This is a genomic window from Pseudooctadecabacter sp. (assembly GCF_020627745.1).
GTDB lineage: Bacteria > Pseudomonadota > Alphaproteobacteria > Rhodobacterales > Rhodobacteraceae > Octadecabacter.
This window is the reverse complement of sequence record NZ_JAHDGE010000043.1, coordinates 1-16,725: the sequence shown is the minus strand read 5'-3', so window position 1 is coordinate 16,725 and position 16,725 is coordinate 1. Positions and strand designations below refer to the sequence as shown.

The following is a 16,725-nucleotide window of genomic DNA, read 5'->3' as shown; positions in this document are numbered from 1 at the left end:
GCCCGGCAAGCTCTCATCGTTCTTGCAGAACGACTGCCGCTTGCGGTGGTGCGATGCTGCCGTTGCTTTTGCTGTGCAAAAGCAACGTGGTACCCGCGACCGGACTCGAACCGGTACGGCCAAAAGGCCAAGAGATTTTAAGTCTCCAGTGTCTACCATTCCACCACGCGGGCAACGCGCCCGACCATAGGGAATTCGCAGACGGCGTCCAGTCAGATATCGCGGTCGAGGGGGCCGTCCAGCAACGCGCGCTCCGCCAGCCAGGGATTGATCCGAAGTGCCGCGCGCAAGACCTCTTGCGCCTCCTCGTTCCGGTCCAATTCAATCAGCGTCAACGCCTTGCCGGTCAACGCGCCCAAATGCTGGGGCCGCAACCCGATCGCGCGGTCCAGATCGACTAAGGCCCCCTCAAAATCGCCCGACAAAAACGCAGCAAACGCGCGCTGGTTGTAGCCTTCGGCGTAGTCGGGGCAGTAGTCGATCAATTCCGACAACGCCGCGCGGCTGGCGTTGGTATCGCCCATTCGCAACAGCGCGACACCTTCTTGCAACATGCCCTGCGCCAATGCGTCCGGCGCATCAAGCCAGATTTCCCACATCTGGCCTGACAAAGCCCGTGCAGCACCCTCATCAGGGGCCACCTGCATTTGCGCCACAAGGGCCGCAAGCTGTGCGGTATAATCCTGCCCCTCGGGGCATTCCGCCGCCACAGACGTGGCGGTTAGTGTGATCAGGGTTGCATATCTCATGGGCCTAAGGATGGCCCGCAGGCGGCTTGCGTCAACCTGCGCTGGGTTGCGGGGCCACGACATCCTCTTTCACCGCCTGCATCGCCACATAGGTCGACGTGTTCGCCACATGGGGCAGAGTGGAAATTCGTTCCGCTAAAACAAGCCTGTAGGATGTCATCCCGCTCGTCCGCACTTTCAGCAGATAATCGAATGCGCCTGCGATCAGATGACATTGCTCAATCTCTGGAATGCGCGTGACCTCACGGTTAAAGGCGGCCAGTGCCGCCTCTCTTGTATCGCTCAACTTCACCTCGACAAAGGCCACATGATCACGGCCCAGCTGAATGGGATCAAACTGCGCGCGATAGCCACGCACCACGCCCGTTTCCTCCAACCGGCGCAACCGCGCCTGCGTTGGCGATTTGGACAGCCCGATGCGCTGCGCAAGCTCGGTCACCGTGATTCGACCATCGACCGCGATCACATCCAGTATCTTGCGATCAAATACGTCCAGCTCAGAAGTCTGATCGACCATGAAATACCCTCCAATTTAGTCAATATGACCGCGCCGCCTTCATCTGACGGAAGATCATACACCTTTATTTGCGATATACTGACCACACCTCCTGCCCACTCTGCAACCCTTTTGGAACCGGTGCCCCATGCCCAAAGACACAACTTTCCCGCTGCGCCATGCCATCGACACCGCCTATCTGGCCGATGAAATGGACACCATCCGCATCCTCGCCGACCGCGCGGCGCTGACCCAAACGGACCGGCGCATGATCGCCGCCGCTGGCGCCCATCTTGTGACCCGCATCCGCACCCAGTCCGATCCCGGCCTGATGGAGGTCTTCTTGGCCGAATATGGCCTCAGCACCGACGAAGGCGTGGCCCTGATGTGTCTGGCAGAGGCCCTCTTGCGCGTGCCCGACGCCCCCACCATCGATGCGCTGATCGAAGACAAAATCGCCCCCTCCGATTGGGGCACGCACCTTGGCAAATCCTCGTCATCGCTGGTCAACGCCTCCACTTGGGCGCTGATGTTCACGGGCCGCGTTTTGGACGATGACCGCGGCCTCGCCCAGCCCCTGCGCCGTGCGGTCAAACGTCTGGGCGAGCCTGTCATCCGATCCGCCGTGGCCCGCGCGATGCGCGAAATGGGCCGTCAATTTGTGCTGGGCGAAGACATCGACAAAGCCATGACGCGGGCGGCGGGCATGGAAAAACTGGGCTTCACCTACAGCTACGACATGCTGGGGGAGGCCGCGCGCACGGACGCGGACGCGCGCGCCTATCACCTCGCCTATAGCCGCGCGATCTCGGCCATTGCGGCCAGCTGCACCCACGGCACGGTCGCGGAAAACCCCGGCATCTCGGTCAAACTTTCGGCGCTGCATCCCCGCTACGAAGAGGGGCAGCGCGCTGACGTTCTGGCCACCCTCGTGCCGCGCCTGCGGTCTTTGGCGATGCTGGCGAAATCCGCAGGCCAAGGGTTCAACATCGACGCAGAGGAGGCCGACCGCCTGTCCCTGTCCCTCGACGTGATCGAAGCCGTTGTCTCAGACCCTGCACTGGACGGCTGGGACGGCTTTGGCGTGGTCGTGCAAGCCTTCGGGCCGCGCGCCGGGGCCGTCATCGACTGGCTGGCGGACCTTGCCCGCCGCACGGGCCGCCGCATCATGGTACGACTGGTGAAGGGCGCCTATTGGGACGCCGAAATCAAACGCGCACAGGTCCTTGGCTTGCCCGGCTTTCCCGTCTTCACCGCCAAGGCCCACACAGACGTCAGCTACATCGCCAATGCGCGCAAATTGCTTGGCCTCAGGGACGTCCTTTACCCGCAATTTGCCACCCACAACGCCCACACGGTGGCGGCCATCCTGCACATGGCGCGCGGCTGTCCCAAGGACAGCTTCGAATTCCAGCGCCTGCACGGCATGGGCGAAGCACTCCATAAAATCGTGCTGAAAGACAACGGCACCCGCTGCCGCATTTACGCCCCCGTGGGCGCACACGAAGACCTTCTGGCCTACCTCGTGCGGCGTTTGCTGGAAAACGGCGCGAATTCCAGCTTCGTCAACCAGATCGTGGACGAAGACGTGCCCGCTGCGATCGTAGCCGCCGACCCCTTCGACCAGATCGGCACCCTGCCCGACCTGCCCAAGGGTCCTGATCTGTTTGCCCCCCACCGCGCCAATGCAAAGGGGTGGGATATCACGCACCGCCCGACGCTGGACGCGATTGACCAGACCCGCAACGCGTACAAGGCCCATCAATGGCACGCAGGTCCCCTGTCTTCATCTGGCCCAAAAAACTCAAATCCGGCCGCGCAACCGGTCACAAACCCCAGCCAGCCGGGCGATATCGTGGGCCACGTGACCCCTGCCACGCCCCAAGACGTGGCAGCAGCACTGACGGCGGCCCGCCCGTGGAACACGGACGCCACGGCCCGCGCCGCCGTGTTGCGGCGGGTCGCTCAAACCTATGAAGACCACGCCGAAGAACTCTTCGCGATGCTGCACCGTGAGGCAGGAAAAACCATGCTCGATGCCGTAGGCGAACTGCGTGAGGCTGTCGACTTCCTCCATTACTACGCGGCCGAGGCCGAGGTCCGCCACCCCACCCCGCGCGGAACATGGACCTGCATCAGCCCGTGGAACTTTCCATTGGCGATTTTCACCGGCCAGATCGCCGCAGCCCTTGCGGCGGGCAATGCGGTGCTGGCCAAACCGGCCGAACAAACCGGCCTCATCGCGCACCGCGCGGTGCAGCTGATGCACGCCGCAGGTGTGCCCGCCGAAACGCTGCACCTGTTGCCGGGCGGCGGCGATGTTGGTGCGGCCCTCACCCGCTCCGATCGCATCAACGGTGTGGCCTTCACCGGCTCCACCGCGACGGCCCTCAAAATCCGCGAAGCCATGGCCGCACACTGCGCGCCCGGCACGCCTCTGATTGCGGAAACCGGCGGGCTGAATGCCATGATCGTGGACAGCACAGCCCTGCCCGAACACGCCGTTCGTGATATCGTGCAATCGGCGTTCCAGTCCGCAGGACAGCGCTGTTCCGCCCTGCGGTGTTTGTATTTGCAAGAGGACATCGCCGATACGGTCATCCCCATGCTCAAAGGGGCGATGGATGCGCTTCGGTTGGGCAATCCGTGGGATCTGAGCACCGATGTAGGCCCCGTGATTGATGAGGCCGCGCGCAAAACCATTCAGGACCATATCGACACCGCCCGCGCCGAAGGCCGCGTGATCCACGCCCTCAACACGCCCGATGCGGGCACCTATGTGGCGCCAACGGCGCTTCAGGTGAACGGGATCGCGGACCTGAAACGGGAAATCTTCGGCCCCGTCTTGCACATCGCAACCTACAAGGCCGCACAACTTGATCAGGTGATCGAGGACATCAATGCCACGGGCTATGGGCTGACATTCGGGCTGCACACCCGCATTGATGACCGCGTCCAGCATGTGATCGACCGGATTGATGCGGGCAACATCTACGTCAATCGCAACCAGATCGGGGCCGTTGTGGGCAGCCAGCCCTTCGGGGGCGAAGGCCTGTCCGGCACGGGCCCCAAGGCTGGCGGGCCGATGTATATGCCGCGCTTTGCGCGGACCTGCGACCGGCCCGCCGCGCAGCCGCAGCCCGTCGATCTGCCCGGCCCTACCGGTGAATCCAACCGTCTGGCCACCCACCCGCGTGGCCCCATCGCCTGCCTTGGCCCTGACGCACGCGCGCAGGCAGAGGCCGTGCGCGCCCTTGGCGGCATTGCCATTATACCCAAAGTGGACACGCCCGAGGCGCTTGAGGTCCTCACCTGTGCGGCGGTGGTCTTTGACGGCGACACGTCCATCGCACGCAGCTATGAACAGGCGCTGGCCCGTCGCACGGGCCCGATCGTGCCGCTGATCACCGGCCCGCTGGATGCGGGGCATGTGCTGCACGAACGTCACGTCTGCGTCGACACCACAGCGGCGGGCGGCAACGCCGCGCTTTTGGCGGACGTGGGCGGCAGCCGCGATTAACCGCTTGACCGTCCGCCGCCCTTGGCGGACGGTTGCCCCATGTTTCCAATCCGCGACCACAACCCGTCCACCCGCATTCCCTACGTCACCTACCTGTTGATCGCGATCAACGTGGCGGTGTTTGCGTGGCAATACGGCGCCCTGCAAGACGTGCGGGCCTCCAATCAATTCCTTTATGATTACGCCTTCTGGCCGATCCTCTTTGCCAACGGCGAAGGGTTTACCGGCTTTTTCACCCATATGTTTTTGCACGGCGGCTTTATGCATCTGGCCGGTAACATGCTGTTTTTGTGGATTTTTGGCGACAATATGGAAGATGAGATGGGGCACATCCCATTTGCCATTTTCTACGTTCTGTCCGGCTTTGCCGCAGCCTACATCCAGTATTTGCCAGACACCCTGTCGCAAATCCCCATGGTCGGTGCATCGGGGGCGATTGCAGGCGTCATGGGCGGCTATCTGTTGCTGTTTCCCAAAGCCAAGGTCGACATTTTCCTGTTTTTCATCATCTTTTTCCGCATCTTCCCGATCCCGTCATTCATCGTATTGGGCGTCTGGATGGCGCTGCAGGTGTTCAACGGTTTGGGCAGTGACCTCAACGGGGGCGGCACTGCCTACTGGGCCCATGTTGGAGGCTTTATCGCTGGGTTCTTGATGACGATCCCGCTGTGGCTGCGGCGTGGGGCGGCGGCCTATTGGGACCGTACAGACGGGCATCCGCCCCACCCCGAAACACGTTATCCCACGTCGAACGTGCCCCTGATCCGGAGGCGAAAATGACCCGCGTCACCTGTCATTGCGGTGCTGTCGAACTGCGCGTAACGCTTAAAGAACCCGTATCAAACGCGCGACGGTGCGATTGTTCGTTTTGTGCAAAAAGAGGCCCTGCCGTGGTCTTCGTGGGGGCCGGTGACCTCGAAATTGTGCAAGGCAAAAAGGACCTCACGCTCTATCAATGGAACACGGGGCAAGAGGAACATTTCTTCTGTTCGCACTGCGGCATCTACACTCACCATCAACATGCTGATCCTCGCGAAGGCTATGCCGTGAACCTTGGCGCGATCGAGGGCGTGAACCCCGCCGACCACGACCCGATGCCGTGGCTGGACGGGCGAAACTATCAACCAGCCGACTTTTCCAAGGTGCGGTCATGACCCGCGTGGCCTGCCATTGCGGCGCGGTGGAGCTGCGCGTGACCTTGGCCGAACCCTTGTCGCAGGCGCGGCGATGCGACTGTTCCTTCTGCCGCCGTCGCGGCGTGCCTGCGGCGACTGTCATGCTGCCCGATCTTGAGGTCGTCAAGGGCGCCGACAGCCTGTCGGTCTACAGCTTTGGCACCCATACGGCAAAACACCACTTTTGCAAAATCTGCGGCGTCTACACCCACCATCAGCGGCGATCCAACCCCGATGAATACGGGGTCAACATGGCCGGAATTGAGGGCGTGCATCTGCCAGACCACGGCGATATCCCGTGGCATGACGGCGTGAACCACCCGTCCGATAAGTGATCAGCCCTTGCGCAGAACGCGGGCGAATTGTTCAAAGATCGGCTCCGCGCCTGCGATGATGTGACCATCACCCAGCAAATCACCCTCAGGCATCAGCGGCTCGACAAAGGCCCCTGCCTCTTGGGCGATGATGATGCCAGCGGCGATGTCCCAGGATTTCAGGTTGTATTCCCAGAACCCTTCGAACCGGCCAGCGGCCACCCAGCACAGATCCAGCGCAGCCGCACCGTTGCGGCGCATGCCGGAACACGCGGGCATCAAACGGCCCAGATCGCGCAGCATTTCGGGCAGGTAACGGCCCCCATCCGGTGGCAGACCGGCGGCAAAGACCGCATCGGCCAAACGGTTGCGGCCTGACACGCGGATGCGGGTTTCATTCATCCACGCGCCTTCGCCTTTTTCGGCAAAGAAAAGTTCGTCCTTGGCCGCGTCATAGACCACGCCAGCGACGATTTTGCCTTTGTGTTCAAGCGCAATGGATACTGCCCAATGGGGCATGCCGTGCAGAAAATTCGTGGTGCCATCAAGGGGGTCCACGATCCAGCGACGGGTCGGGTCCTCGCCCTCAATCGCGCCGCCCTCTTCGCCCAGAAACCCGTAAGTCGGGCGGGCTTCCATCAGGGCTTCGCGGATGATGGTTTCGGCGTTGCGGTCGGCACGGGTCACAAAGTCGCCGGGGCCCTTCTTGGACACCTGCAGGTTCTCGACCTCGGTGAAATCCTTCAGCAGCGCACGCCCGGCACGACGGGCTGTCTTCATCATCACGTTCAGGTTCGCGCTGGTCACCATGGTCATCTCCTTCAGGCGGGCCGGAATGCCGCGCCTCTTGTTCGTGGCGCGTATAGGGGAGGCACGATTGACCGACAAGGGGCAGCTTATACCGGCACCTATGTCAAAAAACCGCTTCATAATTCAGCAACCCAAAGGGCATAGTGGTCGCAAGGAACGATTAAGACTAAATGGGGAATCGATGATCGACCGTATTGCACTGGCAATTCGGCCGCATTTTGCGGCAATCGGAACCTTGTGCACGCGCGACATCCCCATGCAGCTGTTCTCTGGCCTGTGCGTCTGCGCGATCATCGTCTGGCAGGGGTATCTCATTCCTGCATTGGTCATTATCGGCTGGCTGGTCGTGTCTGAAATGACGGTCATACGCCTGTTTCACCGCAAAGCCCCGTTTAACCACTGGACCAAGGACAAAATCCTGCTGACCGCGCTGGGTCTGGCCTGCGTCAACAACGTTTTCTACCTGATGCCTGCGCTTTACATGGCGATGGTGCCATCGCTGGCCATAAAGGTCGTCGCATTGCTATGGGTGCTGGGCATTCAGGTCTATACCGTCAACATGTGGTCACGCCATCCGGTGTTTCTGTTCGCTTTGCTGGTGCCGTCCATGATGATGACTGTCCTGACGGTGTTTGAATTTTCCACCACCGCACCGACCGTATCGACCTTGACGGAATGGTCCGTCACCTTCACGTTTGTCTTTTTGTTCATCTACGCCACCATCGACAGCCTCAGGCATCATCTGGCCACTGAACGGGCCCTGTTCGCCGCTCAGGCCGAATCTGCGCGCCGTTTGAACCAGCTTGAGGAAAATCATCGTCTCGATCCTTTGACAGGATTGCTGAACCGCCCTGCCTTTGATGCGGCCCTGCATGTGATGCTGACCGATCGGGGCCTAATGGGGGGTGACATTGCGGTACTGCTGGTCGATCTGGACAGTTTCAAACCGATCAACGACACCTACAGTCACGAAGCCGGCGACCGGCTTTTGACCGAAACCGCCCGTCGCATTCGCACATTGGTTGCGGACAACGGCATCGTGGGACGTCTGGGCGGGGACGAATTTATCTGCGCGGTACAGGACCTGCCCGGCCCGGATGCGGCCCTTGATCTGGCTTGGGCAATGGATACGGCCATCCGGCGGCCGATTGACTGGAACGACCGCACGCTCAAGATCAATGCAAGCATCGGCGTCGCCATGACATCGGACGACCCCACCAGTCTGGACAGCGTTCAAAGCCTGTGTTCCGCAGCAGATCAGGCCATGTTTGCGGCCAAATCCTCACCCAACAGCAATCCGGTCTTCTTTGATGCAGACAGCTTTGCGCCGCTTATGTCGCCACAGGACAAGCAGGCCCTGATCGAGGCGCTGTCGACCAATGCGATCCAGCCCTTCTACCAGCCGAAAATCCACCTTCCCAGCGGGCGGATCATCGGGTTCGAGGCACTGGCCCGCTGGCGTCATCCCGACGGCAGCCTGCGACGACCGGATGATTTTATCAAACAGATCAACGAATTGGGGCTGCAGGGGGATTTCATGACCCATATGGCCAGTCAGGTGGTCGATGATGTGCAAACCCTTCTGGACCGCGGGCTTGATCCGGGGCACGTGTCCTTCAACGTCCCGGAAATAGCCCTCGCGACACTGACCGGACGACAGGACCTTGAACGCATCGTCACACGCCACGCAGGCACCGCAAGACACCTCACGTTCGAGATTACGGAGGACGTCTTTATCGCCCGCGCCGCAGAGGCGATACAAACCTCCATTGCGGCCTTTCGCGCATTGGGGGTTCGGGTGTCGCTGGATGATTTCGGTACAGGCTTTGCGTCGTTTCACCACCTCAGCCAACTTGATCTGGACGAGATGAAGATCGACACCAGTTTTGTCGCCGGACTGGGGCAGGATCCGACAGCCGACGTTCTGGTGCGGGGCTTTTTGAACATTGCATCAGGTCTGGGTGTCAGTGTGATCGCGGAAGGGGTGGAAACTGAAAGTCAAAGCCGTGATCTGATCAACATGGGCTGCGTGATCGCCCAAGGGTATCTGTTCAGTCCGGCCATTCCACTGGATCAGGCCGCCGAACAACTCAAAGACCAGCAGGCGGCCTAGCTGCGCTGCAATTTCACCGCTTCCTGTCGGGCCTTGCGCACCAGATGCGACACATAGGGCAAATCCACGTCCTCATCGCGCACGGCGGCATAAAGTCGACGGGTCAACCCGTTTTCCGTAAGGGGGCGGGTCACGTAATCCGATCCATAAGATGTCTGTCGCACCACCCAATCGGGCAGCACCGACACCCCCCGGTTTGATGCGACCAACAACAAGATCACCGCCGTCAATTCGACCTTGCGCACGTCCTTCGGCTGGACCTTCGCAGGTATCAAAAGCTGCGAAAACACATCCAGCCGCGCCTGATCCACCGGATAGGTAATCAAGGTCTCTTCCCGGAAATCCTCGGCTGTGATGAATGGTTTTTGCGCCAGCGGATGCTGGGCGGAGGCGACAAAAACGGGTTCATAATCAAAAAGCGGGATAAAAGTGGTGCCGGGCGCATCTTCCGGGTCCGAAGAGACCACCAAATCAACGGCCTCCTTGCGCAGCGCCGGCAGCGCGTCAAAGGCCAGACCGGGGCGGATATCCACATCCACATCGGGCCACGTCTTGCGAAAATCCTCCAGCACGGGAAACAGCCATTCGAAACAGGCATGGCATTCGATGGCAATGTGCATCCGTCCCGCGCTGCCTTGAACCAGACCGTCAAATTCGGCCTCAAGGGCTGCGACCTCGGGCAGGATGCGATTGGCTGCGGCCAGCAGACGTTGCCCTGCCGCCGACAGCTTGAGGGGTTTGGACCTGCGCACAAACAGCTCAACCCCCGCCTGATCCTCGATCCCTTTGATCTGATGGCTCAGCGCGGATTGCGTGATCCCCAGCATGTCGGCCGCACGCGCCAGACCACCTGTATCGTGAATGGCCTTGATCGTGCGCAGATGACGGAACTCGATATGCATGTGAGAGGAACCTCATGATGATCGTGAGAGTTATGAATTTGCCTCATATATGACGAACTTGGATAAAGGGGCAACCTATCGGAGACCTGACCCATGCCTGTGCCGTCCTTATCCTTTGAATTTTTCCCCCCAAAATCCCTTCCAGCGTCGTTTCGCCTTTGGGATTGCGTGCAAACGCTGGCCCCGCTTGATCCCGCGTTCGTCTCAGTGACCTACGGGGCGGGTGGAACGACCCGCAAGCTGACCCATGAAGCTGTCGAGGCGATTACAAAGACCACCGATCTGCCCGTCGCTGCACATCTGACCTGCGTGGATGCGACCCGCGCACAAACCCTCGAGATTGCGAAGACATACAAGGCAGCGGGTGTGTCGCATATCGTGGCCTTGCGGGGGGATCCGCCCGAAGGCACGGTCGGATTCCAGCCCAACCCTGACGGTTTTGCCGGGTCTATCGAACTGACCCGCGCGCTGGCAGATCGCGGATTTGATGTGACCGTGGGGGCCTACCCCGAAACCCATCCCGACGCCTCCAGCCCGCAGGCCTGCATCGACCACCTCAAGGCCAAAATAGATGCCGGTGCCAGCCGCGCCATCACTCAGTTTTTCTTCGAAGCCGAGACGTTTTTGAGGTTTCGTGACGCTTGTGCCAATTCAGGTATCAGCGCGCCGATCGTGCCGGGCGTGTTGCCGGTTGAAAACTGGTCCGGGGTGCAGAAATTTGCAAAATCCTGCGGTGCGCATATTCCGCCGCTGTTGCGCGACGCCTTTGACAAGGCCGACGGGACAGAGTCCGCCGATCTGATGGCGACGGCCCACGCGACCGAACTGTGCGATATCCTGTGCGACGAAGGCGTGGACCATCTGCATTTCTATACGTTGAACAAACCGGAATTGACGCGTGATGTGTGCCACGCTCTGGGCATATCACCCAAACTCAGCCTGCAGAACGTCGCGTGACACAGGTCACGTCCTGACCCGTCCCCGACCCCTCTCTCAGGGTCGTTCAATCAGGTCTGCTTTACGCCGGGTGCATGGTGTTGGCCTGCGCGCCTGCGCACCTCGACGCTGTCGTGAACGCGTTCGGACGGGTCGCGGCCCACCCTGCGGGGGCTGCGGGTCAGGAACAGTTTTGACCAGCCGCGCCACTTGCCTGTAGACGGGGCTGTGGGGTCGGTGTCGAACCGCGACATGCACCCCTCCGGCAGGGGCAGCCCACAGGCGGTCAGACGTTCCAGCATCCAGACCATCGACAGGTTTGCCAACGGGCGGGCGGGTTCGAACCCGTTAAGCTGTCCACCCACATCCCCGTGGGTACCGGCAAACCAGACCTGTTCCATATGCCCCGCCCAGCCGGGCGGGCAGGACCACAGAACGGGGGCATAGGCATCGCGCATCTCATCCAAAGCCAGCGCATGAAACCCGTTGCGCACCGACGCCCCAAGTGCGTGGTTGTGAAACGCATGTTCAACCTGACTCCACCGCCAGATCACCGGCAACCGCAGTCCAAGGGCCTTGACCGTGTCCCAAACGGCCACGGCCTCGATTTCGACGGACGGATGACAGAATTTCCGGCGAAACGCCGCCGCCGCGGGGCCGCGACCACCCCGGCGATAGTGCCGATAGGCCAGTTGCACGTTGCGTTCCGTGGCATAATCCGGGTGCACAAGACCCACCTGATCAATCACCCCCGCAAGCGACCGCACCGCATAGGCCCCGCGCGAATAACCTGCCAGCACAATTTCGTCACCCGGTCGGTACCGCGACGCAAGCGCCCCGTAGGCCCTCTTGATCTGGCGGTTGATCCCCCGGCCCTGCATCACATCCAGCGTCGCACCCCATGTATGCCATTGGATGCCCGGCTCATAGTAGATGGTCAGGTTTTCACGCCGCCCGGCCTCAAGCAGCAGCTTGTACAGCTGTCCTGCATGGGTTTCGCACCCTGCCGCCAAGGTCGACATGGTGCCGTCCAGAATGACCACATGGGTCGCAGCCCCGCGTTTGCGGCCCGCCCCCCCTTCGGGCCGGGGCTGCCGCCCCAGCAGGGATCGCAGCCACTTAAGCAGCGGTGCCCCCTTTCGCAGCATTCAGCATCTGCCAGACCCGGTGCGGCGTAAACGGCATCTGCACGTCCCGCACGCCCATGTCCCACACCGCGTCCTGCACAGCGTTGGTGATCGCGGCCAGCGCGCCAACGGTTCCGGCCTCCCCACAACCCTTCATGCCCATAGGGTTATAAAGGCTCGGCGTGGCTTCTGTATCAAAATACATCATGGGCACATCATCCGCGCGCGGCATGGCATAGTCCATGAACGATGCAGTGAGCAGCTGGCCATCCTCATCGTAAACAACCCGTTCCGTCAGCGCCTGACCAATGCCCTGAACCACGCCGCCATGGACTTGTCCTTCGGCCAGCATCGGGTTGATAAGATTGCCAAAATCATCAATGACCGTATAGCGCTCGACGGTGACAACACCGGTCTGGGGGTCGATTTCCACCTCTGAAACATGGGCCCCGTTCGGAAAGCTGCGCTGGTCCAGTTTGATCCGTTTCGAGATGCTCAACAAATCATCACGGCCCGCATCGCGGGCCATATCAGCGACCTCAAGCATCGTGGGCGTCAGGTTTGACCCGGCAATGCGGAACCGTTCGTCATCGAAGGAGACCTCAGCGGCAGGCACGCCCTCAACCTCGGCCAGAAATGCGGTGAAGCCGTCGATCATAACCTCAACAGCAGCCAAGGTCGCCGTGTTCTGCACCGTCACAGACCGCGATCCGCCGGTGCCACCGCCAGTGGCAATCAGATCGCTGTCGCCTTGGACCACGGCTATCCGGTCGGCTGGAATGCCCGTCTGGTCCGCCAGAAACTGCGCAAAGACCGTCTCATGGCCCTGACCGTTGCTTTGGGTGCCCACAAATATCGACACGCTGCCATCCTTGTTGAAATCCACACGAGACGTTTCAGCAGGGTCACCCAAAATACTTTCGATATAGTAACACAGACCGATCCCGCGCAACGCGCCCCGCGCAACACTGTCAGCCCGACGGGCGGCAAACCCAGCTACATCCGCCTGCGCCATGACACGGGTCAGCACCCGGTCAAAATCGCCCACATCATAGGGTTGGCCCGTGGCGGACATATAGGGAAACTGGTCCGGGCGAATGAAATTGCGCCGCCGCAATTCGAACGGATCAACCCCCATCTGACGTGCGGCGGCATCCATCGCGCGCTCAAGCACATAGATTGCCTCAGGCCGGCCGGCCCCTCGGTAGGCATCAACCTGCGTGGTGTTTGTGTAGACCCCAAGGGTGCGCATATAGACGGTCTGAATGTCGTAAACGCCGGGCAGAACCTTGGAAAACAGCTCCGTCTGGATGGGCTGGGCATATTCGGAATTATAGGCTCCCATATTGGCCACCGTATCCACGCGGTAGGCGACCAGCCTGTGATCCGCATCAAACCCCAAGGTCGCGGTGGAGGTCAGATCACGGCCCGCATTATCGCTCTGCATGGCCTCGGACCGGTCCGACATCCACGCCACAGGACGATTTAATGTGCGCGCTGCATAAGACACCAAAAAGGTCTCAGGGTATTCCATGGCCTTCATGCCAAAACCGCCGCCCACATCGGGATTCGTTGCGCGCACCTGCGTTTTGTCCAGCTTGAGGAACCGCGCCATGTTGTCCCGTGTGCCCCAGACCCCCTGCCCATTGACCGACACATGCAACCTGTCAGAGCCTTCGGGTTCGGCATAGCAGCCGCGGGGTTCCATCGAATTGACGATGACGCGGTTGTCTTCGACGGGCACAGTGACGACATGTGCTGCGGTCTCCAGCGCTGTGGCGACCGCCGCCTCGTCGCCAAGACCGAAATCAAACGCGATGTTGTCCGGCGCCTCATCGTGAAGAACACACCCGCCAGCGGCCAGCGCGGTGTGCGCGGCCAGATCATCTGTATCAAGTCCGATCAACTCTGCCGCATCGCGGGCCTGTGCCAGCGTGTCTGCCACCACGAAGGCCACCGGCTCCCCCACGAACCGCACACGGTCGCGCGCAAGGATCGGGCGTTCCGGGGCAGCCCCTTTGGTGCCGTCTCGGTTCGTCACCACCGTGGCCCCCATCGCCACATCCAGCCCCGCAGCCTCCAGATCGGCGAGGGTCAGAACCAGATGGACACCCTCCGCCGCCCGCGCCTCTGACACGTCCAGCTCCGTGATCACGCCATGTGCAACACTGGACCGCAGAACATACCCGCGCAAGGACCCCTTCGGCGCGATGTCATCCACATACCGCCCGTGTCCCGTCAAAAACCGAAGGTCCTCCACCCGTTTGACCGACTGGGATTTGCCAAATTTGTCCATGCGAAGCCTTTCCAACAATCCGATGACGACCCTAGCCTGTCGCACAGGCACGTCCAGCCCGAACCATGCACCGGCGCGACCGGTGGAACGGACGTCTTTTTGAGTATTTTTGGCAAAACGAAACCAGAGTAACGCTTCTTTAACCACAGGCGCGCTAGCCTTAAGGCGCGGTACAGGCTGGAGAGCCGATGGCCGTGCAAGACGAAGCCACCCCTCGTGTCCGGCAAGCCCAAGCTTACGCCTGTCCGGGGGGTGTCTTTACCGGTCAAACCCCGCGCGCTGTTTCGTTTTGCCTCAAATACTCAAATTCCGCCAAATCAACAATTTGATATCCTCTGGCCCTTGGGCGCTGGTTTGGCTATCTCACGGGCAAACACGGATCAAAGGATCGCCCTATGGCACTGGAAAAGAAATTCGACGCCGCGCAGGCCGAGGCCCGGATCACAGATCGCTGGCTGTCAGAAAATGCCTTTAAGGCAGGCGCGAACGCGTCCCGCCCGGACACTTACTGCGTCATGATCCCGCCCCCCAACGTCACCGGCGTGCTGCACATGGGCCATGCTTTTAACAACACGCTTCAGGATATTCTGGTCCGCTGGCACCGGATGCGCGGCTTTGACACCCTGTGGCAGCCGGGCACAGATCACGCTGGCATCGCCACTCAAATGGTGGTCGAACGTCAACTGGCCGAAACCCAGCAGCCCAAGCGCACCGAACTGGGGCGCGAGGCGTTCTTGCAAAAGGTGTGGGACTGGAAAGAGACCTCGGGCGGCACCATCATCAACCAGCTTAAACGTCTGGGCGCATCCTGTGATTGGTCGCGCGAGGCGTTCACCATGTCCGGTGCCCCTGGTGCGCCCACGGGCAACGACGGCAACTTCCACGACGCCGTCATCAAGGTCTTTGTCGAAATGTACAACAAGGGTCTGATCTACCGCGGCAAACGGCTGGTCAACTGGGACCCCCATTTTGAGACCGCAATCTCGGACCTCGAAGTCGAAAACATCGAAGTCGACGGTCACATGTGGCATTTCAAATACCCGTTGGAAGGCGGCGCGACCTACACCTACGTCGAAAAGGACGAGGACGGGAATGTCATACTTAGCGAGGAGCGTAACTATATCTCCATCGCGACCACGCGGCCCGAAACCATGCTGGGCGACGGGGCGATTGCGGTTAATCCGAAAGATGAACGTTACGCGCCCATCATCGGAAAACTCTGTGAAATTCCTGTTGGTCCTAAAGACCAGCGTCGTCTGATTCCGATCATTGTCGATGACTATCCGGATATGGAGTTCGGCTCCGGCGCGGTGAAAATCACCGGCGCCCACGACTTCAACGACTACATGGTCGCCAAGCGCGCCAAGCTGCCGATGTATGCGCTGATGGACACCAAGGGGGCGATGCGCGCCGATGGCAAACCCTACGCGGAAGAAGCCGCCATCGCCCAGAAAATCGCCAATGGCGAACAGGACTTTGATGAGGCGATGATCGCCGCCATGAACCTTGTGCCCGAAGCCTACCGCGGCCTCGACCGGTTCGAGGCGCGGAAGGCCGTTGTCGCGGACATCACCGCCGAAGGTCTCGCCGTGATGGTCCCCGCCCACGATCCCCGGCTGGGCAAGAACGCCATCAAACCCGTCGCCCCCGAAGAAGGCGGCGAGGCGCGCGAGGATCAGGAGGTCCCGCTGGTCGAGCCCAAGAAGATTATGCAGCCTTTCGGCGACCGCTCAAAGGTCGTCATCGAGCCTGCGTTGACGGATCAATGGTTCGTGGACACTGACCAGATCGTCGGGCCCGCACTGGACGCGGTGAAGGATGGGACCGTTAAAATTCTGCCCGAAAGCGGTGAGAAGACCTATTACCACTGGCTTGAGAATATCGAACCCTGGTGCATCTCGCGCCAGCTGTGGTGGGGGCATCAGATTCCGGTTTGGTATGGGCAAGTTATTAATAAGGTTGGCAACTCGCAGGTTGGCAGAATGCGGCCGTTTTGCGCACCATCTGAAAGGGATGTCATAAAGCAAGCCAAAGAGTATTACGGGGCCGACTATAAGATTGAAGTCGACAATTCAGCACTTGATACGGACCCCTTTTCTGACGAAATGTCTCGGGGCCTCCTTGCATTCGCTGATAAAATTAACGTTCCACTTCTCAAATCGGTCGGGATGGATGGAACAAGAGACAATCTGCGGCAGTCTCCCAAAATAAAAAAGAGGATCAAAAACGGCGAAAATCGCGTCATTATTCTGCGTCGCGATCCCGACGTCCTCGACACGTGGTTCTC

13 protein-coding genes and 1 tRNA gene are annotated in these 16,725 nt (G+C 60.6%); 7 read left to right on the top strand and 7 right to left on the bottom strand.

Going from position 1 to position 16,725, the window contains the following annotated elements:
- Positions 1 to 87 precede the first annotated feature (87 nt).
- From QZ653_RS13310 to QZ653_RS13300, 3 genes are all read right to left on the bottom strand, one after another.
- Positions 88 to 173: transfer RNA gene (locus tag QZ653_RS13310), tRNA-Leu, on the bottom strand.
- Positions 174 to 212: 39 nt separating this feature from the next.
- A complete protein-coding gene (locus QZ653_RS13305) occupies positions 213 to 749 on the bottom strand; it encodes a tetratricopeptide repeat protein (RefSeq protein WP_296420705.1) in 537 nt (178 codons plus the stop codon).
- Between the two features lie 31 nt (positions 750 to 780).
- Positions 781 to 1,266: an Lrp/AsnC family transcriptional regulator gene (locus QZ653_RS13300; RefSeq protein WP_296420703.1), complete on the bottom strand. Its 486-nt coding sequence runs from the start codon at positions 1,264 to 1,266 to the stop codon at positions 781 to 783.
- A 127-nt stretch (positions 1,267 to 1,393) separates the two neighbouring features.
- On the opposite strand from QZ653_RS13300, the gene putA reads away from it, so the two are divergent.
- From putA to QZ653_RS13280, 4 genes are all read left to right on the top strand, one after another.
- Positions 1,394 to 4,765 (top strand): bifunctional proline dehydrogenase/L-glutamate gamma-semialdehyde dehydrogenase PutA, encoded by a 3,372-nt coding sequence (gene putA, locus QZ653_RS13295; protein WP_296420701.1) that lies wholly within the window; start codon positions 1,394 to 1,396, stop codon positions 4,763 to 4,765.
- Positions 4,766 to 4,804: 39 nt separating this feature from the next.
- Complete coding sequence (locus QZ653_RS13290) at positions 4,805 to 5,545, top strand: rhomboid family intramembrane serine protease (RefSeq protein WP_296420698.1); 741 nt, start codon at positions 4,805 to 4,807, stop codon at positions 5,543 to 5,545.
- 110 nt (positions 5,546 to 5,655) lie between these two features.
- On the top strand, positions 5,656 to 5,919 hold the full coding sequence (locus tag QZ653_RS13285) for a GFA family protein (RefSeq protein ID WP_366933096.1): 264 nt from the start codon (positions 5,656 to 5,658) through the stop codon (positions 5,917 to 5,919).
- Positions 5,916 to 6,275, top strand: coding sequence for a GFA family protein (locus QZ653_RS13280; protein ID WP_296420695.1), 360 nt, complete (start codon positions 5,916 to 5,918; stop codon positions 6,273 to 6,275). Before QZ653_RS13285 ends, QZ653_RS13280 begins: the two co-directional genes overlap by 4 nt.
- Here the strand turns inward: QZ653_RS13280 and QZ653_RS13275 are convergent, their stop codons facing one another.
- Positions 6,276 to 7,064 carry an inositol monophosphatase family protein gene (locus QZ653_RS13275; RefSeq protein ID WP_296420693.1) on the bottom strand — a complete coding sequence of 263 codons (789 nt, stop codon included), beginning with the start codon at positions 7,062 to 7,064 and terminating at the stop codon, positions 6,276 to 6,278.
- Between the two features lie 181 nt (positions 7,065 to 7,245).
- Here QZ653_RS13275 and QZ653_RS13270 point away from each other — a divergent pair, with 181 nt between their 5' ends.
- The gene (locus QZ653_RS13270; RefSeq protein ID WP_296420690.1) at positions 7,246 to 9,177 is read left to right on the top strand and encodes a putative bifunctional diguanylate cyclase/phosphodiesterase; all 1,932 of its coding nucleotides are present in this window, start codon (positions 7,246 to 7,248) and stop codon (positions 9,175 to 9,177) included.
- Here QZ653_RS13270 and QZ653_RS13265 read toward each other — a convergent pair.
- A complete protein-coding gene (locus tag QZ653_RS13265) occupies positions 9,174 to 10,079 on the bottom strand; it encodes a LysR family transcriptional regulator (RefSeq protein WP_296420687.1) in 906 nt (301 codons plus the stop codon). The two genes, QZ653_RS13270 and QZ653_RS13265, sit on opposite strands and share 4 nt — an antisense overlap.
- Before the next feature lie 93 nt (positions 10,080 to 10,172).
- Between QZ653_RS13265 and metF the strand changes: the two genes are divergently transcribed.
- Complete coding sequence (gene metF / locus QZ653_RS13260; protein WP_296420684.1) at positions 10,173 to 11,036, top strand: methylenetetrahydrofolate reductase [NAD(P)H]; 864 nt, start codon at positions 10,173 to 10,175, stop codon at positions 11,034 to 11,036.
- Positions 11,037 to 11,086: 50 nt separating this feature from the next.
- Here metF and QZ653_RS13255 read toward each other — a convergent pair whose 3' ends face one another.
- Together QZ653_RS13255 and QZ653_RS13250 are read right to left on the bottom strand one after the other, a co-directional pair.
- Positions 11,087 to 12,163 carry a DUF2235 domain-containing protein gene (locus QZ653_RS13255; RefSeq protein ID WP_296420682.1) on the bottom strand — a complete coding sequence of 359 codons (1,077 nt, stop codon included), beginning with the start codon at positions 12,161 to 12,163 and terminating at the stop codon, positions 11,087 to 11,089.
- A complete protein-coding gene (locus QZ653_RS13250; RefSeq protein ID WP_296420681.1) occupies positions 12,135 to 14,438 on the bottom strand; it encodes a xanthine dehydrogenase family protein molybdopterin-binding subunit in 2,304 nt (767 codons plus the stop codon). The genes QZ653_RS13255 and QZ653_RS13250 overlap by 29 nt, the downstream gene beginning before the upstream one ends.
- A gap of 395 nt (positions 14,439 to 14,833) precedes the next feature.
- Here QZ653_RS13250 and QZ653_RS13245 point away from each other — a divergent pair.
- Positions 14,834 to 16,725: class I tRNA ligase family protein (locus tag QZ653_RS13245; protein WP_296420679.1), on the top strand; the 1,892-nt coding region annotated here is incomplete at its 3' end.

What these genes read in the sequence shown, in the direction of transcription:
- QZ653_RS13280 (WP_296420695.1), top strand. Translation starts at nt 5,916, where the DNA reads ATGACCCGCGTGGCCTGCCATTGCGGCGCGGTGGAGCTGCGCGTGACC.
- QZ653_RS13275 (WP_296420693.1), bottom strand. Translation starts at nt 7,064, where the DNA reads ATGGTGACCAGCGCGAACCTGAACGTGATGATGAAGACAGCCCGTCGT.
- QZ653_RS13250 (WP_296420681.1), bottom strand. Translation starts at nt 14,438, where the DNA reads ATGGACAAATTTGGCAAATCCCAGTCGGTCAAACGGGTGGAGGACCTT.
- QZ653_RS13265 (WP_296420687.1), bottom strand. Translation starts at nt 10,079, where the DNA reads ATGCATATCGAGTTCCGTCATCTGCGCACGATCAAGGCCATTCACGAT.
- QZ653_RS13255 (WP_296420682.1), bottom strand. Translation starts at nt 12,163, where the DNA reads ATGCTGCGAAAGGGGGCACCGCTGCTTAAGTGGCTGCGATCCCTGCTG.
- metF (WP_296420684.1), top strand. Translation starts at nt 10,173, where the DNA reads ATGCCTGTGCCGTCCTTATCCTTTGAATTTTTCCCCCCAAAATCCCTT.
- QZ653_RS13300 (WP_296420703.1), bottom strand. Translation starts at nt 1,266, where the DNA reads ATGGTCGATCAGACTTCTGAGCTGGACGTATTTGATCGCAAGATACTG.
- putA (WP_296420701.1), top strand. Translation starts at nt 1,394, where the DNA reads ATGCCCAAAGACACAACTTTCCCGCTGCGCCATGCCATCGACACCGCC.
- QZ653_RS13290 (WP_296420698.1), top strand. Translation starts at nt 4,805, where the DNA reads ATGTTTCCAATCCGCGACCACAACCCGTCCACCCGCATTCCCTACGTC.
- QZ653_RS13305 (WP_296420705.1), bottom strand. Translation starts at nt 749, where the DNA reads ATGAGATATGCAACCCTGATCACACTAACCGCCACGTCTGTGGCGGCG.
- QZ653_RS13270 (WP_296420690.1), top strand. Translation starts at nt 7,246, where the DNA reads ATGATCGACCGTATTGCACTGGCAATTCGGCCGCATTTTGCGGCAATC.